General features: G+C 73.5%; 10 protein-coding genes and 1 pseudogene. 10 read left to right on the forward strand and 1 reads right to left on the reverse strand.

Translation table 11 applies throughout. The features are described from left to right. Positions 1 to 84 precede the first annotated feature (84 nt). The 3 genes from ACZ4V1_RS05820 to ACZ4V1_RS05830 all read left to right on the forward strand — a co-directional run bounded on the left by ACZ4V1_RS05820 (position 85) and on the right by ACZ4V1_RS05830 (position 3,562). Positions 85 to 672, forward strand: coding sequence for a sigma-70 family RNA polymerase sigma factor (locus tag ACZ4V1_RS05820; RefSeq protein WP_055418308.1), 588 nt, complete (start codon positions 85 to 87; stop codon positions 670 to 672). 140 nt (positions 673 to 812) lie between these two features. Next, the gene (gene guaB / locus ACZ4V1_RS05825) at positions 813 to 2,321 is read left to right on the forward strand and encodes an IMP dehydrogenase (RefSeq protein ID WP_468329841.1); all 1,509 of its coding nucleotides are present in this window, start codon (positions 813 to 815) and stop codon (positions 2,319 to 2,321) included. Between the two features lie 116 nt (positions 2,322 to 2,437). After that, positions 2,438 to 3,562, forward strand: a complete 1,125-nt coding sequence (locus ACZ4V1_RS05830) for a GuaB3 family IMP dehydrogenase-related protein (protein WP_468329844.1) — start codon at positions 2,438 to 2,440, stop codon at positions 3,560 to 3,562. Between the two features lie 123 nt (positions 3,563 to 3,685). On the opposite strand, the gene ACZ4V1_RS05835 is transcribed toward ACZ4V1_RS05830, so the two are convergent. After that, a complete protein-coding gene (locus ACZ4V1_RS05835) occupies positions 3,686 to 4,894 on the reverse strand; it encodes a nucleotide sugar dehydrogenase (RefSeq protein WP_468329847.1) in 1,209 nt (402 codons plus the stop codon). A 314-nt stretch (positions 4,895 to 5,208) separates the two neighbouring features. Here ACZ4V1_RS05835 and ACZ4V1_RS05840 point away from each other — a divergent pair, with 314 nt between their 5' ends. The 7 genes and pseudogenes from ACZ4V1_RS05840 to ACZ4V1_RS05870 form a co-directional block, all read left to right on the forward strand. Beyond that, positions 5,209 to 6,915 (forward strand): glycerol-3-phosphate dehydrogenase/oxidase, encoded by a 1,707-nt coding sequence (locus ACZ4V1_RS05840; RefSeq protein ID WP_468329850.1) that lies wholly within the window; start codon positions 5,209 to 5,211, stop codon positions 6,913 to 6,915. 231 nt (positions 6,916 to 7,146) lie between these two features. Continuing rightward, positions 7,147 to 9,261: a protein kinase domain-containing protein gene (locus ACZ4V1_RS05845; RefSeq protein WP_468330921.1), complete on the forward strand. Its 2,115-nt coding sequence runs from the start codon at positions 7,147 to 7,149 to the stop codon at positions 9,259 to 9,261. 153 nt (positions 9,262 to 9,414) lie between these two features. Next, positions 9,415 to 12,186: a protein kinase gene (locus ACZ4V1_RS05850; RefSeq protein WP_468329852.1), complete on the forward strand. Its 2,772-nt coding sequence runs from the start codon at positions 9,415 to 9,417 to the stop codon at positions 12,184 to 12,186. A gap of 171 nt (positions 12,187 to 12,357) precedes the next feature. Beyond that, on the forward strand, positions 12,358 to 14,100 hold the full coding sequence (locus ACZ4V1_RS05855; RefSeq protein WP_468329855.1) for a serine/threonine-protein kinase: 1,743 nt from the start codon (positions 12,358 to 12,360) through the stop codon (positions 14,098 to 14,100). Positions 14,101 to 14,216: 116 nt separating this feature from the next. After that, a complete protein-coding gene (locus ACZ4V1_RS05860) occupies positions 14,217 to 15,455 on the forward strand; it encodes a serine/threonine-protein kinase (RefSeq protein ID WP_468329858.1) in 1,239 nt (412 codons plus the stop codon). Positions 15,456 to 15,536: 81 nt separating this feature from the next. Further along, entirely contained in the window at positions 15,537 to 17,273 is a 1,737-nt protein-coding gene (locus ACZ4V1_RS05865; protein ID WP_468329861.1) for a serine/threonine-protein kinase, read from the forward strand. Continuing rightward, positions 17,273 to 18,070 (forward strand): annotated as a pseudogene (locus ACZ4V1_RS05870) (serine/threonine-protein kinase); the annotation flags it as partial. The gene ACZ4V1_RS05865 and the pseudogene ACZ4V1_RS05870, both read left to right, overlap by 1 nt. Between the last annotated feature and the right edge of the window lie 28 nt (positions 18,071 to 18,098).

Here is an 18,098-nt window from a genome sequence, read left to right on the forward strand (position 1 = left end):
TCCGGCGCACCTGCTCATAACGCTTCGGTGCACAACAACGGGCGCGAAGCCACGGATCGGACGGCCGCAAGGCACCATGGACCGATGCGTGACGACGATGCGGCCCCTGATCAAGGGACGGTCGGTGGGCTCGTCCATCGTGCCGTCGACGGGGACGAGCAGGCCACGCACGACCTGCTCGCCCATGTCCACCCCTTGGCGCTGCGCTACTGCCGCACGCGTCTGTCCCGCCTGCCCGGCGACGCCCGGCACTTCGTCGAGGACCTCGCCCAGGAGGTCTGCGTCGCGGTGCTGCTCGCGCTGCCCCGCTACAAGGACACCGGACGTCCCTTCGAGGCGTTCGTCTTCGCCATCGCCGCCCACAAGGTCGCCGACCTGCAGCGCGCGGCGATGCGGCACCCCGGCTCGACGGCCGTCCCGTCCGACGAGATGCCCGAGCGGCCGGACGACTCGCTGGGCCCGGAGGAGCGCGCGCTGCTCAACAGCGACGCCGCCTGGGCCAAGAAACTGCTGGCCAACCTGCCCGAGAACCAGCGCGAGCTGCTCCTGCTGCGCATCGCGGTGGGGCTCACGGCGGAGGAGACCGGGCAGATGTTGGGAATGTCACCCGGTGCCGTGCGAGTCGCTCAGCACCGGGCCCTGAGCCGGCTGCGGGCTCTGGCGGAGCAGTAGCGCCGGGGCATGAACGGACGGTGACGGATGTCCGTACGAAGCTACGAAGGCGGTGGGCGCCCTTGATCGTGGAATGAGCCACGTCCGCTTCCCGTTAGCATGGACATCCGCACCGATCAAGGCCATTTGGGGAAGGTGTCATGACTGCCAACGTCGACGGAGTGCCCGAAAAATTCGCGACGCTCGGGCTGACCTACGACGACGTGCTGCTCCTGCCGGGCGCGTCCGACATGGCGCCCGACGAGATCGACACCGCCTCGTACGTCTCCCGGAACGTGCGGGTCAACATCCCGCTGCTGTCCGCCGCCATGGACAAGGTCACCGAGTCGCGCATGGCGATCGCGATGGCCCGCCAGGGCGGCGTCGGCGTCCTGCACCGCAACCTGTCCATCGAGGACCAGGCCAACCAGGTCGACCTGGTCAAGCGCTCCGAGTCGGGCATGGTGGCCAACCCCATCACCATCCACCCGGACGCCCTGCTCGCCGAGGCCGACGCGCTGTGCGCCAAGTTCCGCATCAGCGGCGTGCCGGTCACCGACGGCGCCGGCAAGCTGCTCGGCATCGTCACCAACCGCGACATGGCCTTCGAGACCGACCGCTCCCGTCAGGTGCGCGAGGTCATGACCCCGATGCCGCTGGTCACCGGCAAGGTCGGCATCTCCGGCGTGGACGCCATGGAGCTGCTGCGCCGCCACAAGATCGAGAAGCTGCCGCTGGTCGACGACCACGGCGTGCTCAAGGGCCTGATCACGGTCAAGGACTTCGTCAAGGCCGAGAAGTACCCCCACGCCGCCAAGGACGCCAGGGGCCGGCTGCTGGTCGGCGCCGCCGTCGGCGTCGCCGGCGACGCCTTCGAGCGCGCCCAGGCGCTGATCGAGGCGGGCGTCGACTTCATCGTCGTCGACACCGCGCACGGCCACTCCCGCCTCGTCGGCGACATGGTCGCCAAGATCAAGTCGAACTCGGCCGGCGTCGACGTCATCGGCGGCAACATCGCCACTCGCGACGGCGCCAAGGCGCTCATCGACGCCGGCGTGGACGGCATCAAGGTCGGTGTCGGACCCGGCTCCATCTGCACCACCCGCGTCGTCGCCGGCATCGGCGTCCCCCAGGTCACGGCCATCTACGAGGCGTCGCTCGCCGCCAAGGAGGCCGGTATCCCGGTCATCGGCGACGGTGGCCTCCAGTACTCCGGCGACATCGCCAAGGCCCTGGTCGCGGGCGCCGACACGGTGATGCTGGGCTCGCTGCTCGCGGGCTGCGAGGAGTCGCCGGGCGAGCTGATGTTCATCAACGGCAAGCAGTTCAAGTCGTACCGCGGCATGGGCTCGCTGGGCGCCATGCAGACTCGCGGCGAACGCAAGTCGTTCTCCAAGGACCGCTACTTCCAGGAGGGCGTCGCCTCCGACGAGCAGCTGGTCCCCGAGGGCATCGAGGGCCAGGTGCCCTACCGCGGTCCGCTCTCCTCGGTCGTCCACCAGCTGGTCGGCGGCCTGCGCCAGTCGATGTTCTACGTCGGCGGCCGGACCGTGCCCCAGCTCCAGGACAACGGCCGGTTCGTGCGGATCACCTCCGCCGGGCTCAAGGAGAGCCACCCGCACGACATCCAGATGACGGTCGAGGCACCGAACTACAGCCGCAGCAAGTAGGCAGCAGCCTGCCCGAGGGCGGCCCCGGACCGGCCGGGGCCGCCCTCAGCAGTGCCCCGCCATGCCCGTCGGGGATACTGGAAGGCGCTGCAACGCATCAGGGAAAGGCCACAGACGTGACTGAGATCGAGATCGGGCGCGGCAAGCGCGGCCGCCGGGCGTACGCCTTCGACGACATCGCCGTCGTCCCCAGCCGCCGTACGCGGGACCCGAAGGAGGTCTCGATCGCCTGGCAGATCGACGCCTACCGCTTCGAGCTGCCGTTCCTGGCCGCTCCCATGGACTCGGTCGTCTCCCCGGCCACCGCCATCCGCATCGGCGAGCTGGGCGGCCTCGGCGTACTGAACCTGGAAGGGCTCTGGACGCGGCACGAGGACCCGCAGCCGCTGCTCGACGAGATCGCCGGGCTGGACTCGGACAACGCGACCCGCCGCCTCCAGGAGATCTACGCGGCTCCCATCAAGGAGGAGCTGATCGGGCAGCGCATCAAGGAGGTGCGCGACTCGGGCGTGGTCACCGCCGCCGCGCTCTCCCCGCAGCGCACCGCCCAGTTCTCCAAGGCGGTGGTGGACGCGGGCGTCGACATCTTCGTCATCCGCGGCACCACGGTCTCGGCGGAGCACGTCTCCGGTTCGCACGAGCCGCTGAACCTGAAGCAGTTCATCTACGAGCTGGACGTCCCGGTCATCGTCGGCGGCTGCGCCACCTACACCGCCGCCCTGCACCTGATGCGCACCGGCGCGGCGGGCGTCCTCGTCGGCTTCGGCGGCGGCGCCGCCCACACCACGCGCAACGTGCTCGGTATCCAGGTGCCCATGGCGACGGCGGTGGCGGACGTGGCGGCGGCCCGCCGGGACTACATGGACGAGTCCGGCGGCCGGTACGTGCACGTCATCGCCGACGGCGGCGTCGGCTGGTCCGGCGACCTGCCCAAGGCCATCGCCTGCGGCGCCGACTCCGTGATGATGGGCTCCCCGCTGGCCCGCGCGACCGACGCGCCGGGCAAGGGCAACCACTGGGGCATGGAGGCCGTCAACGAGGAGCTGCCCCGGGGCAAGAAGGTCGACCTCGGCACGGTCGGCACCATCGAGGAGATCCTCACCGGCCCGTCCCGCAACCCCGACGGCTCGATGAACTTCTTCGGCGCCCTGCGGCGCGCGATGTCGACGACCGGGTACAGCGAGCTGAAGGAGTTCCAGCGCGTCGAGGTGACGGTGGCGGACTCGCAGCACCGGCGGTAGCGCCCGCTCCACGGCTCTGGGGAGGCCGGTCGCCCTTGAGGGGTGACCGGCCTCTGCCGCCTGCACGAAGCGCCCCGTCCACCACCAAGCCCGGTGGCACGGCCACCCCCGCGCGCCCCCTCCTCACAACCGGTGCGCCGCCCCCGTGGGCGTGGCCCCGCGCGTGTCCAGCAGCAGCTGGGCCTTCACCGACAGGCCCTGGAGGTCGTACGTGCGGTGCTGCTGGAGGAGGATCGTCAGGTCGGCGTCGGCGGCGGCCTCGTAGAGGGAGTCGGCGCGGGGCACCGGGCGGTCCAGGACGTTCCAGGACGGGATGTGCGGGTCGTGGTAGCTGATGGCGGCGCCCATCGACATCAGGCGGGTCGCGATCTCCTCGGCCGGGGCGGCCTGCTGGTCGGCGAGGTCGGCCTTGTAGGTGACGCCGAGGAGCAGGACGCGGGCGCCGCGCGCGGACTTGCCGTGCTCGTTGAGGAGGGCGGCGGCGCGCTGGACGACGTAGCGGGGCATCTGGTCGTTGACCTGCTGTGCCAGCTCCACCATGCGCAGGCTGCGGGGGGCGTCGCCGGTCAGGTCCTGGGGGACGGAGTGGCCGCCGACGCCGGGGCCGGGGCGGAAGGCCTGGAAGCCGAACGGCTTGGTCTCCGCGCAGCGCAGGACGTCCCACAGGTCGACGCCGAGGTCGTTGCAGAGGACGGCCATCTCGTTGACCAGGGCGATGTTGACGTGCCGGAAGTTGGTCTCCAGGAGCTGGACCGTCTCCGCCTCGCGGGGTCCGCGCGCGCGGACCACCTTGTCGGTGAGACGGCCGTAGAAGGTGGCGGCGGACTCGGTGCAGGCGGGGGTGAGGCCGCCGATCACCTTGGGCGTGTTGGCCGGGGTGAAGTCGCGGTTGCCGGGGTCGACGCGGCTGGGGGAGTAGGCGAGGTGGAAGTCGCGGCCGGCGCGCAGCCCGGAACCCTGTTCCAGGACCGGCCGCAGGAACTCCTCCGTCGTCCCGGGCCGCACCGGCGACTCCAGGATGACCGTCGTGTGCGGGCGCATGTGGGCGGCCAGGGTGCGGGCCGCGGCCTCGACCTGGGTGAGGTCCAGGCCGCCGTCCGCGCCCGGCGTGGTGGGGGCACAGATGACGGCGGTGCGGACGCGGCCCAGCTCGGCCGGTCCGGCGGGGGTGCGGAAGCCCGTGGCGAGCATCCGGCGCACCTCGGCGGGGGTGAGCGGGTCGGCCTCGGGACCTGTGCGGTAGCCGAGGGTGGGGATGCCTGCGGCGACGGCGGCCTGGGCCAGGGGCAGGCCGTACGGGCCGAGTCCGATGACGGCGAGATCTGCGGGCATGGCGTGGGCCGTCCTTCCCAGTAACCGAAGCGGGACAGGTGTGCAAGCCCGGTGGACAGGATGGGCGAGCACAACGTCAGACTAGGAGTAAATATGACCGATATGCGGGATTGGTCCGCCTAGTTTCGAGGAGTGTCGAGTGTCGGCGGTGAGCCGCGGCGTGGGTGCGGCGACTGCGGGGGAGTTGTCCACAGGCTGGGGGCCGTGCGGCTGCCGATGTCGGGCAGGCCGGTCAGAATCTGGGCATGGTGGGTACCAGGAACCGGGCTTCGCCCGACGGGTGCGGCCGACGCGACCGACAGCGGGAGGCAGCAGTGAGGACAGCGACCCTGGGGCCGGCGCAGCGCGCCGAGTCACTCGCGGCCATGGCCGAGCGCGAGCTGGACGTACTGGTGGTGGGCGCGGGCGTGGTCGGTGCGGGCACCGCGCTCGACGCCGTGACGCGCGGCCTGTCCATCGGCCTGGTCGAGGCGCGGGACTGGGCGTCGGGCACTTCCAGCAGGTCCAGCAAGCTGATCCACGGCGGCCTGCGCTACCTGGAGATGCTCGACTTCGCACTCGTACGGGAGGCGCTGAAGGAGCGCGGGCTGCTGCTGGAGCGGCTCGCGCCGCATCTCGTGAAGCCGGTGCCGTTCCTGTATCCCTTGCAGCACAAGGGGTGGGAGCGGCTGTACGCCGGGTCCGGCGTCGCGCTCTACGACGCCATGTCCATGGCCCGCGGGCACGGCCGGGGACTGCCGATGCACCGTCACCTGAGCCGCGGTCACGCCCTGCGAGTGGCACCCGCCTTGAAGAAGGACGCGCTGGTCGGCGCGCTCCAGTACTACGACGCCCAGATGGACGACGCCCGGTTCGTGACGACGCTGGTGCGCACGGCTGCGGCGTACGGCGCCCCGGTCGCCAACCGCGCGCGGGTCACCTCCTTCCTGCGCGAGGGCGAGCGCGTGGTCGGCGCGCGCGTGCAGGACGTCGAGGCGGGCGGGGAGTACGAGATCCACGCCAAGCAGGTCGTGAACGCGACCGGTGTGTGGACCGACGACACCCAGTCGATGGTGGGCGAGCGCGGCCAGTTCCATGTCCGCGCCTCCAAGGGCATCCACCTGGTCGTACCGAAGGACCGCATCCACTCCAGCACCGGCCTGATCCTGCGCACCGAGAAGTCCGTGCTGTTCGTCATCCCCTGGGGCCGGCACTGGATCATCGGCACCACGGACACCGGCTGGGACCTGGACAAGGCCCACCCGGCCGCCTCCAGCGCGGACATCGACTACCTGCTGGAGCACGTCAACTCCGTGCTGTCCGTGCCGCTCACCCGCGACGACGTCGAGGGCGTCTACGCCGGGCTGCGCCCGCTGCTGGCCGGCGAGTCCGACGCCACCAGCAAGCTGTCCCGCGAGCACACCGTCGCGCATCCGGTGCCCGGCCTGGTCGTCGTGGCGGGCGGCAAGTACACGACGTACCGGGTGATGGCCAAGGACGCCGTGGACGAGGCGGTGCACGGACTCGACCTGCGGGTCGCCGACTGCGTCACCGAGGACACACCGCTGCTCGGCGCCGAGGGCTACCGGGCGCTGTGGAACGCGCGGGCGCGAGTCGCCGCGCGCACCGGCCTGCACGTCGTACGCGTGGAGCACCTGCTGAACCGGTACGGCGCCATGGCGGAGGAGGTGCTGGAGCTCATCACCGCCGACCCCTCCCTCGGCGAGCCGCTGCACGCGGCCGACGACTACCTGCGCGCCGAGGTCGTCTACGCCGCCTCCCACGAGGGCGCACGGCACCTGGACGACGTACTGACCCGGCGCACCCGCATCTCCATCGAGACCTTCGACCGGGGCACACGCAGCGCCCGCGAGGCCGCCGAACTGATGGCACCCGTGCTGGGCTGGGACAAGGACCAGATCGAGCGGGAGGTTCAGCACTACGAGAAGCGGGTCGAGGCCGAGCGGGAGTCACAGCGTCAGCCGGACGACCTGACGGCCGACGCGGCGCGGCTGGGGGCACCGGACATCGTGTCGCGATAGGACATGCGACAGGGCAGGTGGCAGGACATGCGACAGGGCAGGCGACAGGGCAGGTGACAGGGCATGTGCCAGGGCAGGTGACAGGGGCCGCCGGGGCAGGGGTGACGCAGGGTCACCCCCCGTGTCACCCGCCCTCCCGCCCGGTCGGCGCCAGAGGCACCCTGGGCGTCGAGCACTTGTCGGGTGAGGGACAATGAAGGCTCTGTCAGGGCGGGTTGCATGAGGGGACGCATGTCGGAGGCGGAGCGGGCGGGGACACCCCGTACGGACAAGAGCGCACGTCTCCTCGCCGGGCGGTACCGGCTGGGAGACGTGCTCGGCCGCGGCGGCATGGGGACGGTGTGGCGGGCCGAGGACGAGACCCTGGGACGCACGGTCGCCGTCAAGGAGCTGCGGTTCCCGGGCAACATCGACGAGGAGGAGAAGCGGCGCCTGATCACGCGCACGCTGCGCGAGGCCAAGGCGATCGCGCGGATCCGCAACAACAGCGCCGTGACGGTCTACGACGTGGTCGAGGAGGACGACCGGCCGTGGATCGTGATGGAACTCGTCGAGGGCAAGTCGCTCGCCGAGGCCATCCGTGAGGACGGCCTGCTGGAGCCGAAGCGCGCGGCGGAGGTGGGCCTCGCGGTCCTCGACGTCCTGCGCTCCGCGCACCGCGAGGGCATCCTGCACCGTGACGTGAAGCCGTCCAACGTACTGATCGCCGAGGACGGCCGGGTCGTCCTCACCGACTTCGGCATCGCCCAGGTGGAGGGCGACCCGTCCATCACCTCCACCGGCATGCTCGTCGGCGCCCCCTCCTACATCTCCCCGGAGCGTGCCCGCGGCCACAAGCCGGGACCGGCCGCCGACCTGTGGTCGCTCGGCGGGCTGCTGTACGCGGCGGTGGAGGGCACCCCGCCCTACGACAGGGGCTCCGCGATCGCCACGCTGACCGCGGTGATGACGGAGAACCTGGAGGAGCCGAAGAACGCCGGCCCGCTGCGGGACGTCATCTACGGGCTGCTCAACAAGGACCCCGCCCAGCGCCTCGACGACGCGGGCGCCCGCGCGCTGCTCAACAAGGTCATCCACGCCCCGGACAGAGCGGCGGAGACCGAACCGGTCGACGCCACCAAGGTCGTGCCGCTGCCGGCGCAGCCGGACGAGCGGACCCGCCGGGGCGGCCCGGCGGGCACCGGGGGCCGGCGGGGCGAGGAGGCCGGGGAGCGGTTGCGCGGGGCGCTGCGCTCCGTGCGCAAGGCCGCCGTCGGGGCCGGGGCGGCCGGTGCCGCGGCCGCCTCCCGGACCAAGCCGGGCGGGGCCGACCGGGCCGCGTCGGGCGCCGCCGGTTCCGCCGCCGCCTCGGCCGCACCGGGACACGGCGCAGCGGGTTCCGCTGCGTCGGCTGCTGGATCGGGTGCCGGCCCTGGTTCCGGTTCGGGTGCCGGTGCCGGTGCCGGTGCCGGTGCGGGAGCGGGTTCGGGTTCGGGTTCGGGTTCGGGTTCTGGGCAGGGTGGGGCGAACATGCCCGCGGGTGCCCGGAGTTCCGGCTGGCCCGTCGTGCCACCGCCGGACCTGCCGCAGCGGTCCGTGCCCCGGGCGCCGCTCACCGACGTGGTGCCGCGCAGGACGCTGGTGATCATCGCCGTGATCGTGGCACTCGCCGTGCTCGGCACCGTGCTGGCCCTCACGCTCGGCGGCGGCGACGAGGACGGTGCCAAGGGCGGCAGCGGTGACAAGGCCGTCGCCTCCGCCGGCGCGAGCGGCGACACCAAGCAGGACGAGGAGGGCGGGACCCGTACCGACGGCTCCGCCTCGGCCCCGTCGACGGACGGGGCTCCGGGCGGCGCCCCGGGCTCCGGAGCGAGCGAGTCCGGCGACGCCGGGACCGGATCCGGGCCGGACGGTGCCGGAAAGTCCGACGAGGAGGGCGCTGCCGCCACCCACCAGGGCAAGCAGGGCTACACCCTCGGACTGCCGGAGGGCTGGCAGTACCGGTCCACGGGCTCCGCGGGGGACCGGTTCACCGGCCCGAACGGGCAGAAGCTCCTCGTCGCCTGGACGTCCACGCCCAAGGGCGACCCGGTCGCCGACTGGAAGAACCAGGAGCGGGGCATGGTCCGCTCGCAGTACAAGAAGATCCGCATCGAGAAGGTGGGCTACCGCGGCTGGAATGCCGCCGACTGGGAGTTCACCTACACGGACGGCGGCACCAAGTACCGGACCGTGGACCGGGGCTTCGTCGTCAACGACCACCAGGGTTACGCGCTCATGTACACCGCCAAGGCCGCCGACTGGGACAGTGACCTGCGCCGGGACACCTGGCGGACCCTGACGAAGACCTTCGAACCCAAGTCCTGAGCACACGACCCCCGGGTTTGAGCGGCGCGATATCTGGCATCCCCTCTTTGCGGGTTGCCTCCGGCACGTATCGTGAGTGCTTGCGGACCGTACGCAGCCGGAACGGCCCGCCGGGCGAACGGAATTGACCGACGGGCTGCCGGGGGTGGCGACGTGGACGACTATGCGGGACGGGTACTCGCCGACCGCTACCGCCTGCCCCTGCCGCCGTCCGACGAGTACGAACTCACCGAGACCCCCGCCTTCGACACCTACAGCGGCCAGGAAGTCCTGGTCCGGCAGGTGCCGTTGCCGGAGGTCGTCGAGGCGGAGGTGCTCGACGCGGACGGCCTGCCCGACGGCTTCACGGCCCGCGACGGCGCCGGCCGGCACCCCGGCAGGCGGTCGCCGGCCGCCCACGGCGGACAGCGGCGGCCCGCCGACCCGGTGGTGCGCCGGGCCGTCGAGGCCGCGCAGGCCGCGGCTGCGGTCCCCGACCACCCGCGCCTGGACCAGGTCTTCGACGTGTTCGCCGAGGGCGGTTCCCTGTGGATCGTCAGCGAGCTGGTGGCTGCCAAACCGCTGGCCGCCCTGCTCGCCGAGCAGCCCCTGACGCCGTACCGGGCGGCCGAGGTGGCCTCCGACATCCTCCTGGCGCTGCGGGTGCTGCACACCTACGGCTGGGTGCACCGCAACATCACCGCGCGCACGGTGCTCGTCTGCGACGACGGGCGCGTGATGCTGACCGGCCTGGCGGTCGGGGCGGCGGAGGAGGCGCTGTGCGGATACGACCCGGTGCCCGCCCCCGAGGGCGGGGAGGAGCAGGGCAACAGCGCGGTCGCCCCTGACGGGACCTTCGGCCGGGGCGGTGGAGCGGAGACCGCGGCGCTCGGCCCCGGCGGTGCCGGGGCCGGGCTTTCCGGCCCCTTCGGCGCCGGTCCCGGGCTCCTGGCCCCCGGCGGCGCAGGGAGCGGGGCCCACGCCCCCGGCGGCGCGCGGACCGGGATGCCCAGCCCCGGCGGTGCCGATCCCGAGGCCGCGCGACGGGCCGCCATCGAGGCACGGACCGCCCGCGGACTGCCGGTGCCCGGCGCCCAGGGGCCGGGCGGCGCCTCCGCCGGGCTCGCACCCGCGCCGCTCGAGACCGGCGGAGACGCCCGCGCCGCGCGTGCCGGGGCGATCGCCGCCTACCGCGCCGGCGCCCGCGCCGCGGCCCGCGTCCAGGAGGCGCAGAACGGCCACGCGGCCCTGCCCGGCGCCCGCCCCGCCCCGGACAACGACGCCGGCCGGCCTCCCGCCACCCCCGGCGCCGGGACCGGCGGGGTACGGCCCCCATACGCGGCCGGCCCCGAGCAGTCACCGCGCGCCGCCGGCCCCGGCGCGGAGCCGGGCCCTTCCCACACCGCCGGTCAGGGCGCCCCGTCCGCAGCCGGGCGCTCCGTCTACGCGGCCGGCCCCGGTGCCGCCCAGCCCGGGCAGATCGCCGACCCCTACGGCGTGGGCACTCCCTCCTGGCACGGCGCCCCGCCCCGCCCGGCAGGCGACCCGTCGTCCGCCTCGCCTGCCGCGCCGGCAGCCGCACGGGCCCTGACCGCCGCCCCGCAGCAGGAACCGGGCCCCACCCCGCCCACCGGGCACTGGGACGACCCGGCCACCCGCACGCCCGCGCCGCGCGGTCCGGCCACCGCGCTCGCCGCCGAGCGGGCGCGGCAGACGCGGATGGCCGTGGTCGGACCGGTGACCGAGCGCTGGGCGCCGGAGCAGGCCGGGCCGGTGCACGAGAACTGGCAGCTGGCCGCGCCCATCGGCCCCGCCACCGACCTGTGGGCGCTGGGCGCGCTGCTCTTCCGTGCCGTACAGGGACACGCGCCCTACCCGGAGGAGTCGACCGCCGAGCTGGTGCAGATCGTGTGCGCGGAGCCGCCGGCGTTCGCCGAGGAGTGCGGGCCGCTGCGGCCGGTCGTGGAGTCGCTGCTGCGTCAGGACCCCACCGAGCGCATCGACTTCGAGGAGCTGAGCGGCTGGCTGCGCTCCCTGGTGCGGTCGGCGCCCGAGCCGGAGGCCGGCCTGCACGTCGTCTCCGCCCCGCCCGCCGAGACCGGCCGGCTGCCGATCGTGCGCCGCCGAGGCGAGCTGGTGCGCAGGCGGCGCGCCGGGCTGCCCGCGCACCACGGACGGCACAAGCGGGGCAGGCGGGAGACGACCCGTTCCCCGCGCGGCCTCGGCCGGACGCTGCTCCTGCTGATACTGCTCGCCCTGGCCGGAGCGATCGCCTACGCCATGTTCTTCATGCCGAAGAGCGACCCGAACGGCAAGGGAGCCACCGGCCGGACGGGCGCCGTCGGCGAGGCGAGCCAAGCACCGCCCGAACGGTCCCCGGACGTCAGCGGCGAGCCCCGGCCGGAGCAGACGTCCCCGGATTCCGGTGCCGGTGCCGGTGCCTCCGAGACGGAGTCCGGTTCCACCGAGACGCAGACCAACGACCCGGACGTCGCCGACGGGTTCGCCCTCCGCGAGGACGCCGAGGGCTTCCGCGTCGCCGTCGCCGAGGGCTGGAACCGCACGCCCCGCAACGGCAGCGGACAGGTGGTCTACTCGAAGGGCGACTTCGAACTCGTCGTCGTACCGGGACGGGACCGCGCGGCCGAGTACGGTGACGACCCGATGGTCTACCAGCGCGACAGCGAACCCGAGTTGGCGTCGTACCGCGCCTCCAGCTGGGCCACGTCCAGCGGGCTGAAGACCATCGAGGTCGGCGGCCGGACCATGGCCGAGGGGCAGTTCACCTGGACCGGCGCCGACGGCGGCGAACTGTACGTGCGCAACGTCGCGATGCTGATCGACGGGCGTTACCACGTCGTGCAGGTGCGTGGGCCGGAGGCGGAGCGCGACGAGGTGACCCGGCTGTACGAGCAGGCGTCGGCTACTTACCGGTACACGGGCTGACCGCACGCCAACTGAGGGCGGTCCGACCCTGCCAGTCCCGATGGTTGCCTCCTGACACGGAAAGCGACAACCGTCACAGAGCTGTTTCCATGCCACCCCACCCGTTCCCCGGACGAGGCCCGGTCCCTAGTCTGACCCTGGACAAGACCATTGCGGGGCAACGTGAATCAGATGCAGGGCCGGCTCGTCGCGGGCCGTTACCGGCTCGGGGACGCCATCGGCAGCGGCGGCATGGGCCGGGTGTGGCGCGCTCACGACGAGGTGCTGCACCGGACCGTCGCGATCAAGGAGTTGACCGCCGCGCTCTACGTCTCCGAGAGCGACCAGGCGATACTGCTGGCGCGCACCCGGGGCGAGGCGCGGGCGGCGGCGCGGATCAACCACTCGGCCGTCGTCACCGTGCACGACGTACTCGAACACGACGGCCGGCCCTGGATCGTGATGGAGCTGGTCGAGGGCCGCTCGCTGGCCGACGCGGTCAAGGAGGAGGAGCGGGTCGAGCCGCGGGAGGCGGCCCGGATCGGCCTGTGGGTGCTGCGCGCCCTGCGCGCCGCGCACGCCGCCGGTGTCCTCCACCGCGACGTCAAGCCCGGCAACGTACTGCTCGCCGACGACGGCCGGGTGCTGCTCACCGACTTCGGCATCGCGCAGATAGAGGGCGACTCCACCATCACGCGGACCGGAGAGGTCGTCGGCTCCGTCGACTACCTGGCACCCGAGCGCGTCCGCGGCCACGACCCCGGGCCCGCCTCCGACCTGTGGGCGCTCGGCGCGACGCTGTACACGGCGGTGGAGGGCAGGTCGCCGTTCCGGCGCACCTCGCCGCTCACCACCATGCAGGCGGTCGTCGAGGAGGAGGCCACCGAGGCCCGGTACGCCGGGGCACTCGCGCCCGTCATCAGCGCCCTGCTGCGCAAGGATCCGGCCACGCGGCCCGGCGTGACCGAGACCGAGCAGATGCTCGCGGAGGCGGCGGAGGGACGACGACCCGACGCGGCCCAGGCGTATGTGCCGACGCGGTACTCGGATCCGCGGGGACCCAGCGGCACGGGCCGTCCCGGGGCGCCGGGGCCGACCGGCGCGACCTCCGCGACGCCGTACCGGCCGATGACCGGTCCGACGGCGGTGGGCCCCACGGCGGTGGGCCCCACGGCGATGGGGCAGGCGGCCACGGGGCACGCGGCGTCGGGACCCGTGCCGATGGGCCCCACGGCGGCGGGGTACGCGTCCGCCGATCCCACGGGCGCCGCTCCCGTACGGTCCCGGCGCCGCCGCCTGCGCACGCTCGCCCTGGTCGTCGCCGTGGCCGCCCTCATCGGCGCGGGCACCGCCGTGGTGCTGCAGCAACGGGGCGGGGGCGGCTCGACGGCCGGGGGAGATCCCACCCCCTCGCCGTCCCCCACCGCCTCCACCACGACCGGCAAGGACACCGGCGGGTCCGTCCCGGACGGCTGGGTGCGCCGGGACGACCCGGTGGGTTTCAGCCTGTACCTGCCCGAGAACTGGCAGCGGAAGGCGTTCGACGAGGAAGGCGAGCTGCGGCAGATCGACTACACCCCCGACGGCGGCGAGCACTTCGTCCGCATCGCCGTCGACACCGCCCCCGACTACAACGACCCGTACGCCCACCAACTCGACCTGGAGGCCCAGCTCCAGCGACTGGTCGACTACCGGCGCGTCACCCTGGAGCGGACCACCTACCGCGACCGCAAGAGCGCCCGGTGGGAGTACACCTGGACCGCGCTGGCGAAGGACACGCCCTTCCCGGGGCCGCGCCGCGCCGCCGAGGAGACGTACATGTCCCGTGACGGCGTCGAGTACGTCATCTACATGTCGGCGCCCGCCGAGGACTGGGAGACCGCTCGGCAGCAGTTCCGTACCGTGCTGCAGAGCTGGCAAGAGAAGACCGCCTGAGTCGCGCCGCCTGATGGCCGAAAGCCGTCGCGACAGCGCACACTCGTCCGTCGGTTGTCGGCCACCCGGGTTACGCGGGCCCGGAGCCGGTCCGTCCGGTGGGGCATGATGGGCGCATGGTGACCGAGGGGGCGGGCGGGCGTGTCATCGCGGGCCGTTACCGGCTCCACGAGCGGCTCGGCCACGGCGGCATGGGCATCGTGTGGCGGGCCACCGACCAACTGCTCGCCCGCGAGGTGGCCGTGAAGGCGCTCCCCCTCGACGAGACCCTCTCCGCGGCCGAGGCCCGGCGGCGCCGTGAGCGCACCCTGCGCGAGGCCCGCGCGGTGGCACAGCTCAGCCATCCGCACGTCATCGTCGTGCACGACGTCGTCGAGGACGACGAACGCGCGTACATGGTCATGGAGCTGATCGACGGCGGCTCGCTCGCCGACCGCGTCCTCGGCCACGGCCCGGTGAACGCCACCGAGGCCGCCCGGATCGGCGTCGCCCTGCTCGACGCCCTGCGCACCGCGCACACGGCCGGGATCCTCCACCGGGACGTGAAGCCGTCCAACGTGCTGGTGGCCGACGACGGCCGGGTCGTACTCACCGACTTCGGCGTGGCCCAGGTCGCGGGCGCCACCACGCTCACCGAGACCGGTTCCTTCGTCGGCTCACCCGAGTACACCGCCCCCGAGCGGATGTCCGGTGCCGGGACCGGGCCGGAGTCGGACCTGTGGTCGCTGGGTGTGCTGCTGTGCGCGATCCTCAGCGGCGCCTCGCCCTTCCACCGCGACTCGCTGGGTGGCGTCCTGCACGCCGTGGTCACCGAGGAGATCCGCCCGCCCGCGCAGGCCGGGCCCATCCTCCCGGTCGTGCAGGGCCTGCTGGAACGCGACCCGGAACGGCGGCTGAACGCGCCGGAGGCCGAGCGGATGCTGCGTGCCTTTCTGGCCACGGGCCGAACTCCCGCGCCGCCCCGCACCGGTGCGCCCCGTCGCGTGACGCGGGGCGTGCTCATGGCGGCGCTCCTGGTCGTCGCCGCGGCCGGCGCGGGCATCTCGGCGGCGGCCCTGCTCGCCGAAGGGGACGGCGACGGGGGCGGTACGCCGACGAGTTCGACCCCCGTGACGCCGACTACGGGCCTGATGCCTCCGTCCCCGTCTCCGTCCCTGTCCGCGTCCGCGTCCGGGGTCGCCTCCGCGTCCGCGTCTGCCTCCGCGTCCGGGGTCGCCTCCGTGTCCGGGGTCGCGTCCCGCTCCGCATCTTTTCCCCCGTCTCTTCCCGTGTCCCGCGCCACCTCTCCTCCCGGGGCTCTCGCCGCGTCAGCATCCCTCTCGGAGTCCTCCGCACCGCACCTAAACAGGAGATAAGCGGCAGCACGCGTCACGGGTCTGTGACCAGGGCGCACGGTGGGTGGATTCGGACACGCACGGCGCGATATGGATGGACCCATGAGCAGCAACGGGGGACCCCGCAACGGGTCGGACGAGCCGACGAGTTTCGGCCTGCAACCACCGAACCAGCCCGTCGCGGTGCCACACCCCGGCAACCCGTACGCGGCACCCACTCAGGTCGTACCGCCGCGGTCGCCGTCGCGGCCCGGTCCCCCGGAGCCGTCCGCGCCGGGCCCGAATCCGGATTCGGGCCCGAATCCGGACCCGGGCCCGAATCCGGAGCCGGGCGCGGGGCGGCTCATCGTCGGCCGCTACCGGCTGATCGCCAAGCTCGGGCACGGCGGCATGGGCACGGTGTGGCGGGCGAAGGACGAGACCGTGGACCGCGAGGTCGCCGTCAAGGAACCCCGCGTACCCGACCACCTTCCCGAACGTGAACGAGGCAACGCCTTCGAGCGGATGCGCCGCGAGGCACGCGCCGCGGCCCGACTCGACCACCCCGCCGTGGTCAACGTGCACGACGTGGCGGTGGTGGACGACCAGCCGTGGATCGTGATGGAGCTGGTGCGGGGCCGCTCACTGGGCGACGCGTTGCAGGAGGGCACGCTCGACGCGCGCGAGGCGGCCCGGATCGGCCTCGAGGTGCTCGGCGCCCTGGAGGCCGCGCACGCGGCCGGCATCCTCCACCGGGACGTGAAGCCGGACAACGTCCTGCTCGGCCGGCACGACCGCGTCGTCCTCACCGACTTCGGCATCGCCCAGATCGAGGGCGAGACCAACCTGACCGACACCGGCGGCTTCGTCGGGTCGCCCGAGTACATCGCTCCGGAGCGGGTGCTGGGCCAGCGTCCCGGCCCGGCGAGCGACCTGTGGTCGCTGGGCGTGGTGCTGTACGCGGCGACGGAGGGCGTCTCGCCGTTCCGTCGCAGCAACACCCCGGCCACGCTCCAGTCCGTACTCAACGCCGCGCCCGCGCCGCCCGCCGCCGCGCGGGGACCGCTGGCCGAGGTCATCACGGGCCTGCTGGACAAGGACCCGGCACGCCGCCCGGACGCCGCGCGGGTCCGCGCCCTGCTGGACGCCGCCGCGAACCCGCCCGCCCCGCCGCCCACCCAGGTGGTCCGGCTCGACGGGCCGGAAGGGACGGTCGCGGCGCGCGCGTCCCGGTGGAGCGTCCGGCTGGGCCGCAACGCGTGGATCACCCTCGGCGCGGCGGTGGTCGCGGCGGCGGTGGCGTCGTACCTGGTGATCGCGGATCCCTTCGCGGGGCCCCTGCCGGAGGGCTGGAAGCAGCAGAAGCTCGACGGCAAGGCCGGTGTGAGCGTCGGAGTACCGGCCGATTTCGTGAAGCAGAAGCATCCGGACGACTGGGACGGCACCAACGAGACGTTCGCCGACCCGAGCGGTGCGGTCGCCGTCGTGGTGGACCGCGACATCAAGGCCGACGACGAGGACGACAAGATCCCGGGCACCGCGATCGCCAACGCGTGGGCGGACTGGGACGTGCTCAAGGACGGCGAGTACTCCTGGAACTTCGCCGACGAGCCCGCTCCCCGGGGCGAGCCCGTCGCGACCGAGTACAAGGACGGCAAGGCCGCCGAGAACACCATCGCCTACACGACCGCGGACACGCAGAACCCCCGCGAGCGCGAGTTCCGCATCGTCTACTACCGGGCCGGAAACGGCGACATGTACAAGGTGTCGATCGACTATCCCCGCACGGGCTACTTCGCCGACGAGGGACGGGAGATCGCCCGGACGGTGATCGCCAACTGGGAGGTCGACAACCCCTGATGGAAGCACAGGACCGGTTGGTCGGGCAGCGGTACCGCCTGGACCGGCGCGTCGGTTCCGGCGTGTCGGGCACCGTCTGGCGGGGGTACGACGAGGTCGCGGACCGCGAGGTCGCCGTCAAACGGCCGCGGCTGCCCGGCGGCCCGGCGGACGAGACGTACCGCCGGGCCGCCCATCGCCTCTACCGCGAGGCCCGCGCCGCCGCCCGCGTCGACCATCCCGCCGCCGTGCGCATCCACGACGTGGTCGTGGAGGAGGCCGGACCCGACGGACCGCCCTGGATCGTCATGGAGTGGGTCCGCGGCGAGTCCCTGCACGAGGTGCTCCGGCGGGGACCGGTGGCAGCGCCCGAGGCCGCCCGCATAGGGCTCGCCGTCCTGGGCGCCCTGCGTGCCGCCCACTCGGTCGGCATCGTGCACCGCGGTGTGAAACCCGCCCACGTCCTGCTCGGCCGGCACGGCCGCGTCGTGCTCACCGGCTTCGGCACCGCCCACCTGCCGGGCGAGGAACCCCTGCGCGGCGCCGGACCCGCCGCCGACCTGCGGTCCCTGGGCGTTCTGCTGCACGCCGCCACCGCGGAACACGCCACAACCGCCGAGCCCACCGCTGCCGCCGCCGAGCCCACCGCTGCCGCCGCCGAGCAGGCCACCGCCGCCGAGCGCTCGGCCGCCGGTCCGCTCGGTCCGCTCGGTCCGCTGATCGAACGGCTGCTGGCCAAGGACTCCGGACGGCGACCGGAGGCGGAGCAGTTCGCCGAGGAGATCGCCGAGGGGCTGGCGGCGGTGGCCGGCGACCGTCGGCGCGGCCCTGGGCCCGCTCCGGACC

This window comes from Streptomyces sp. NPDC028991, assembly GCF_055564775.1.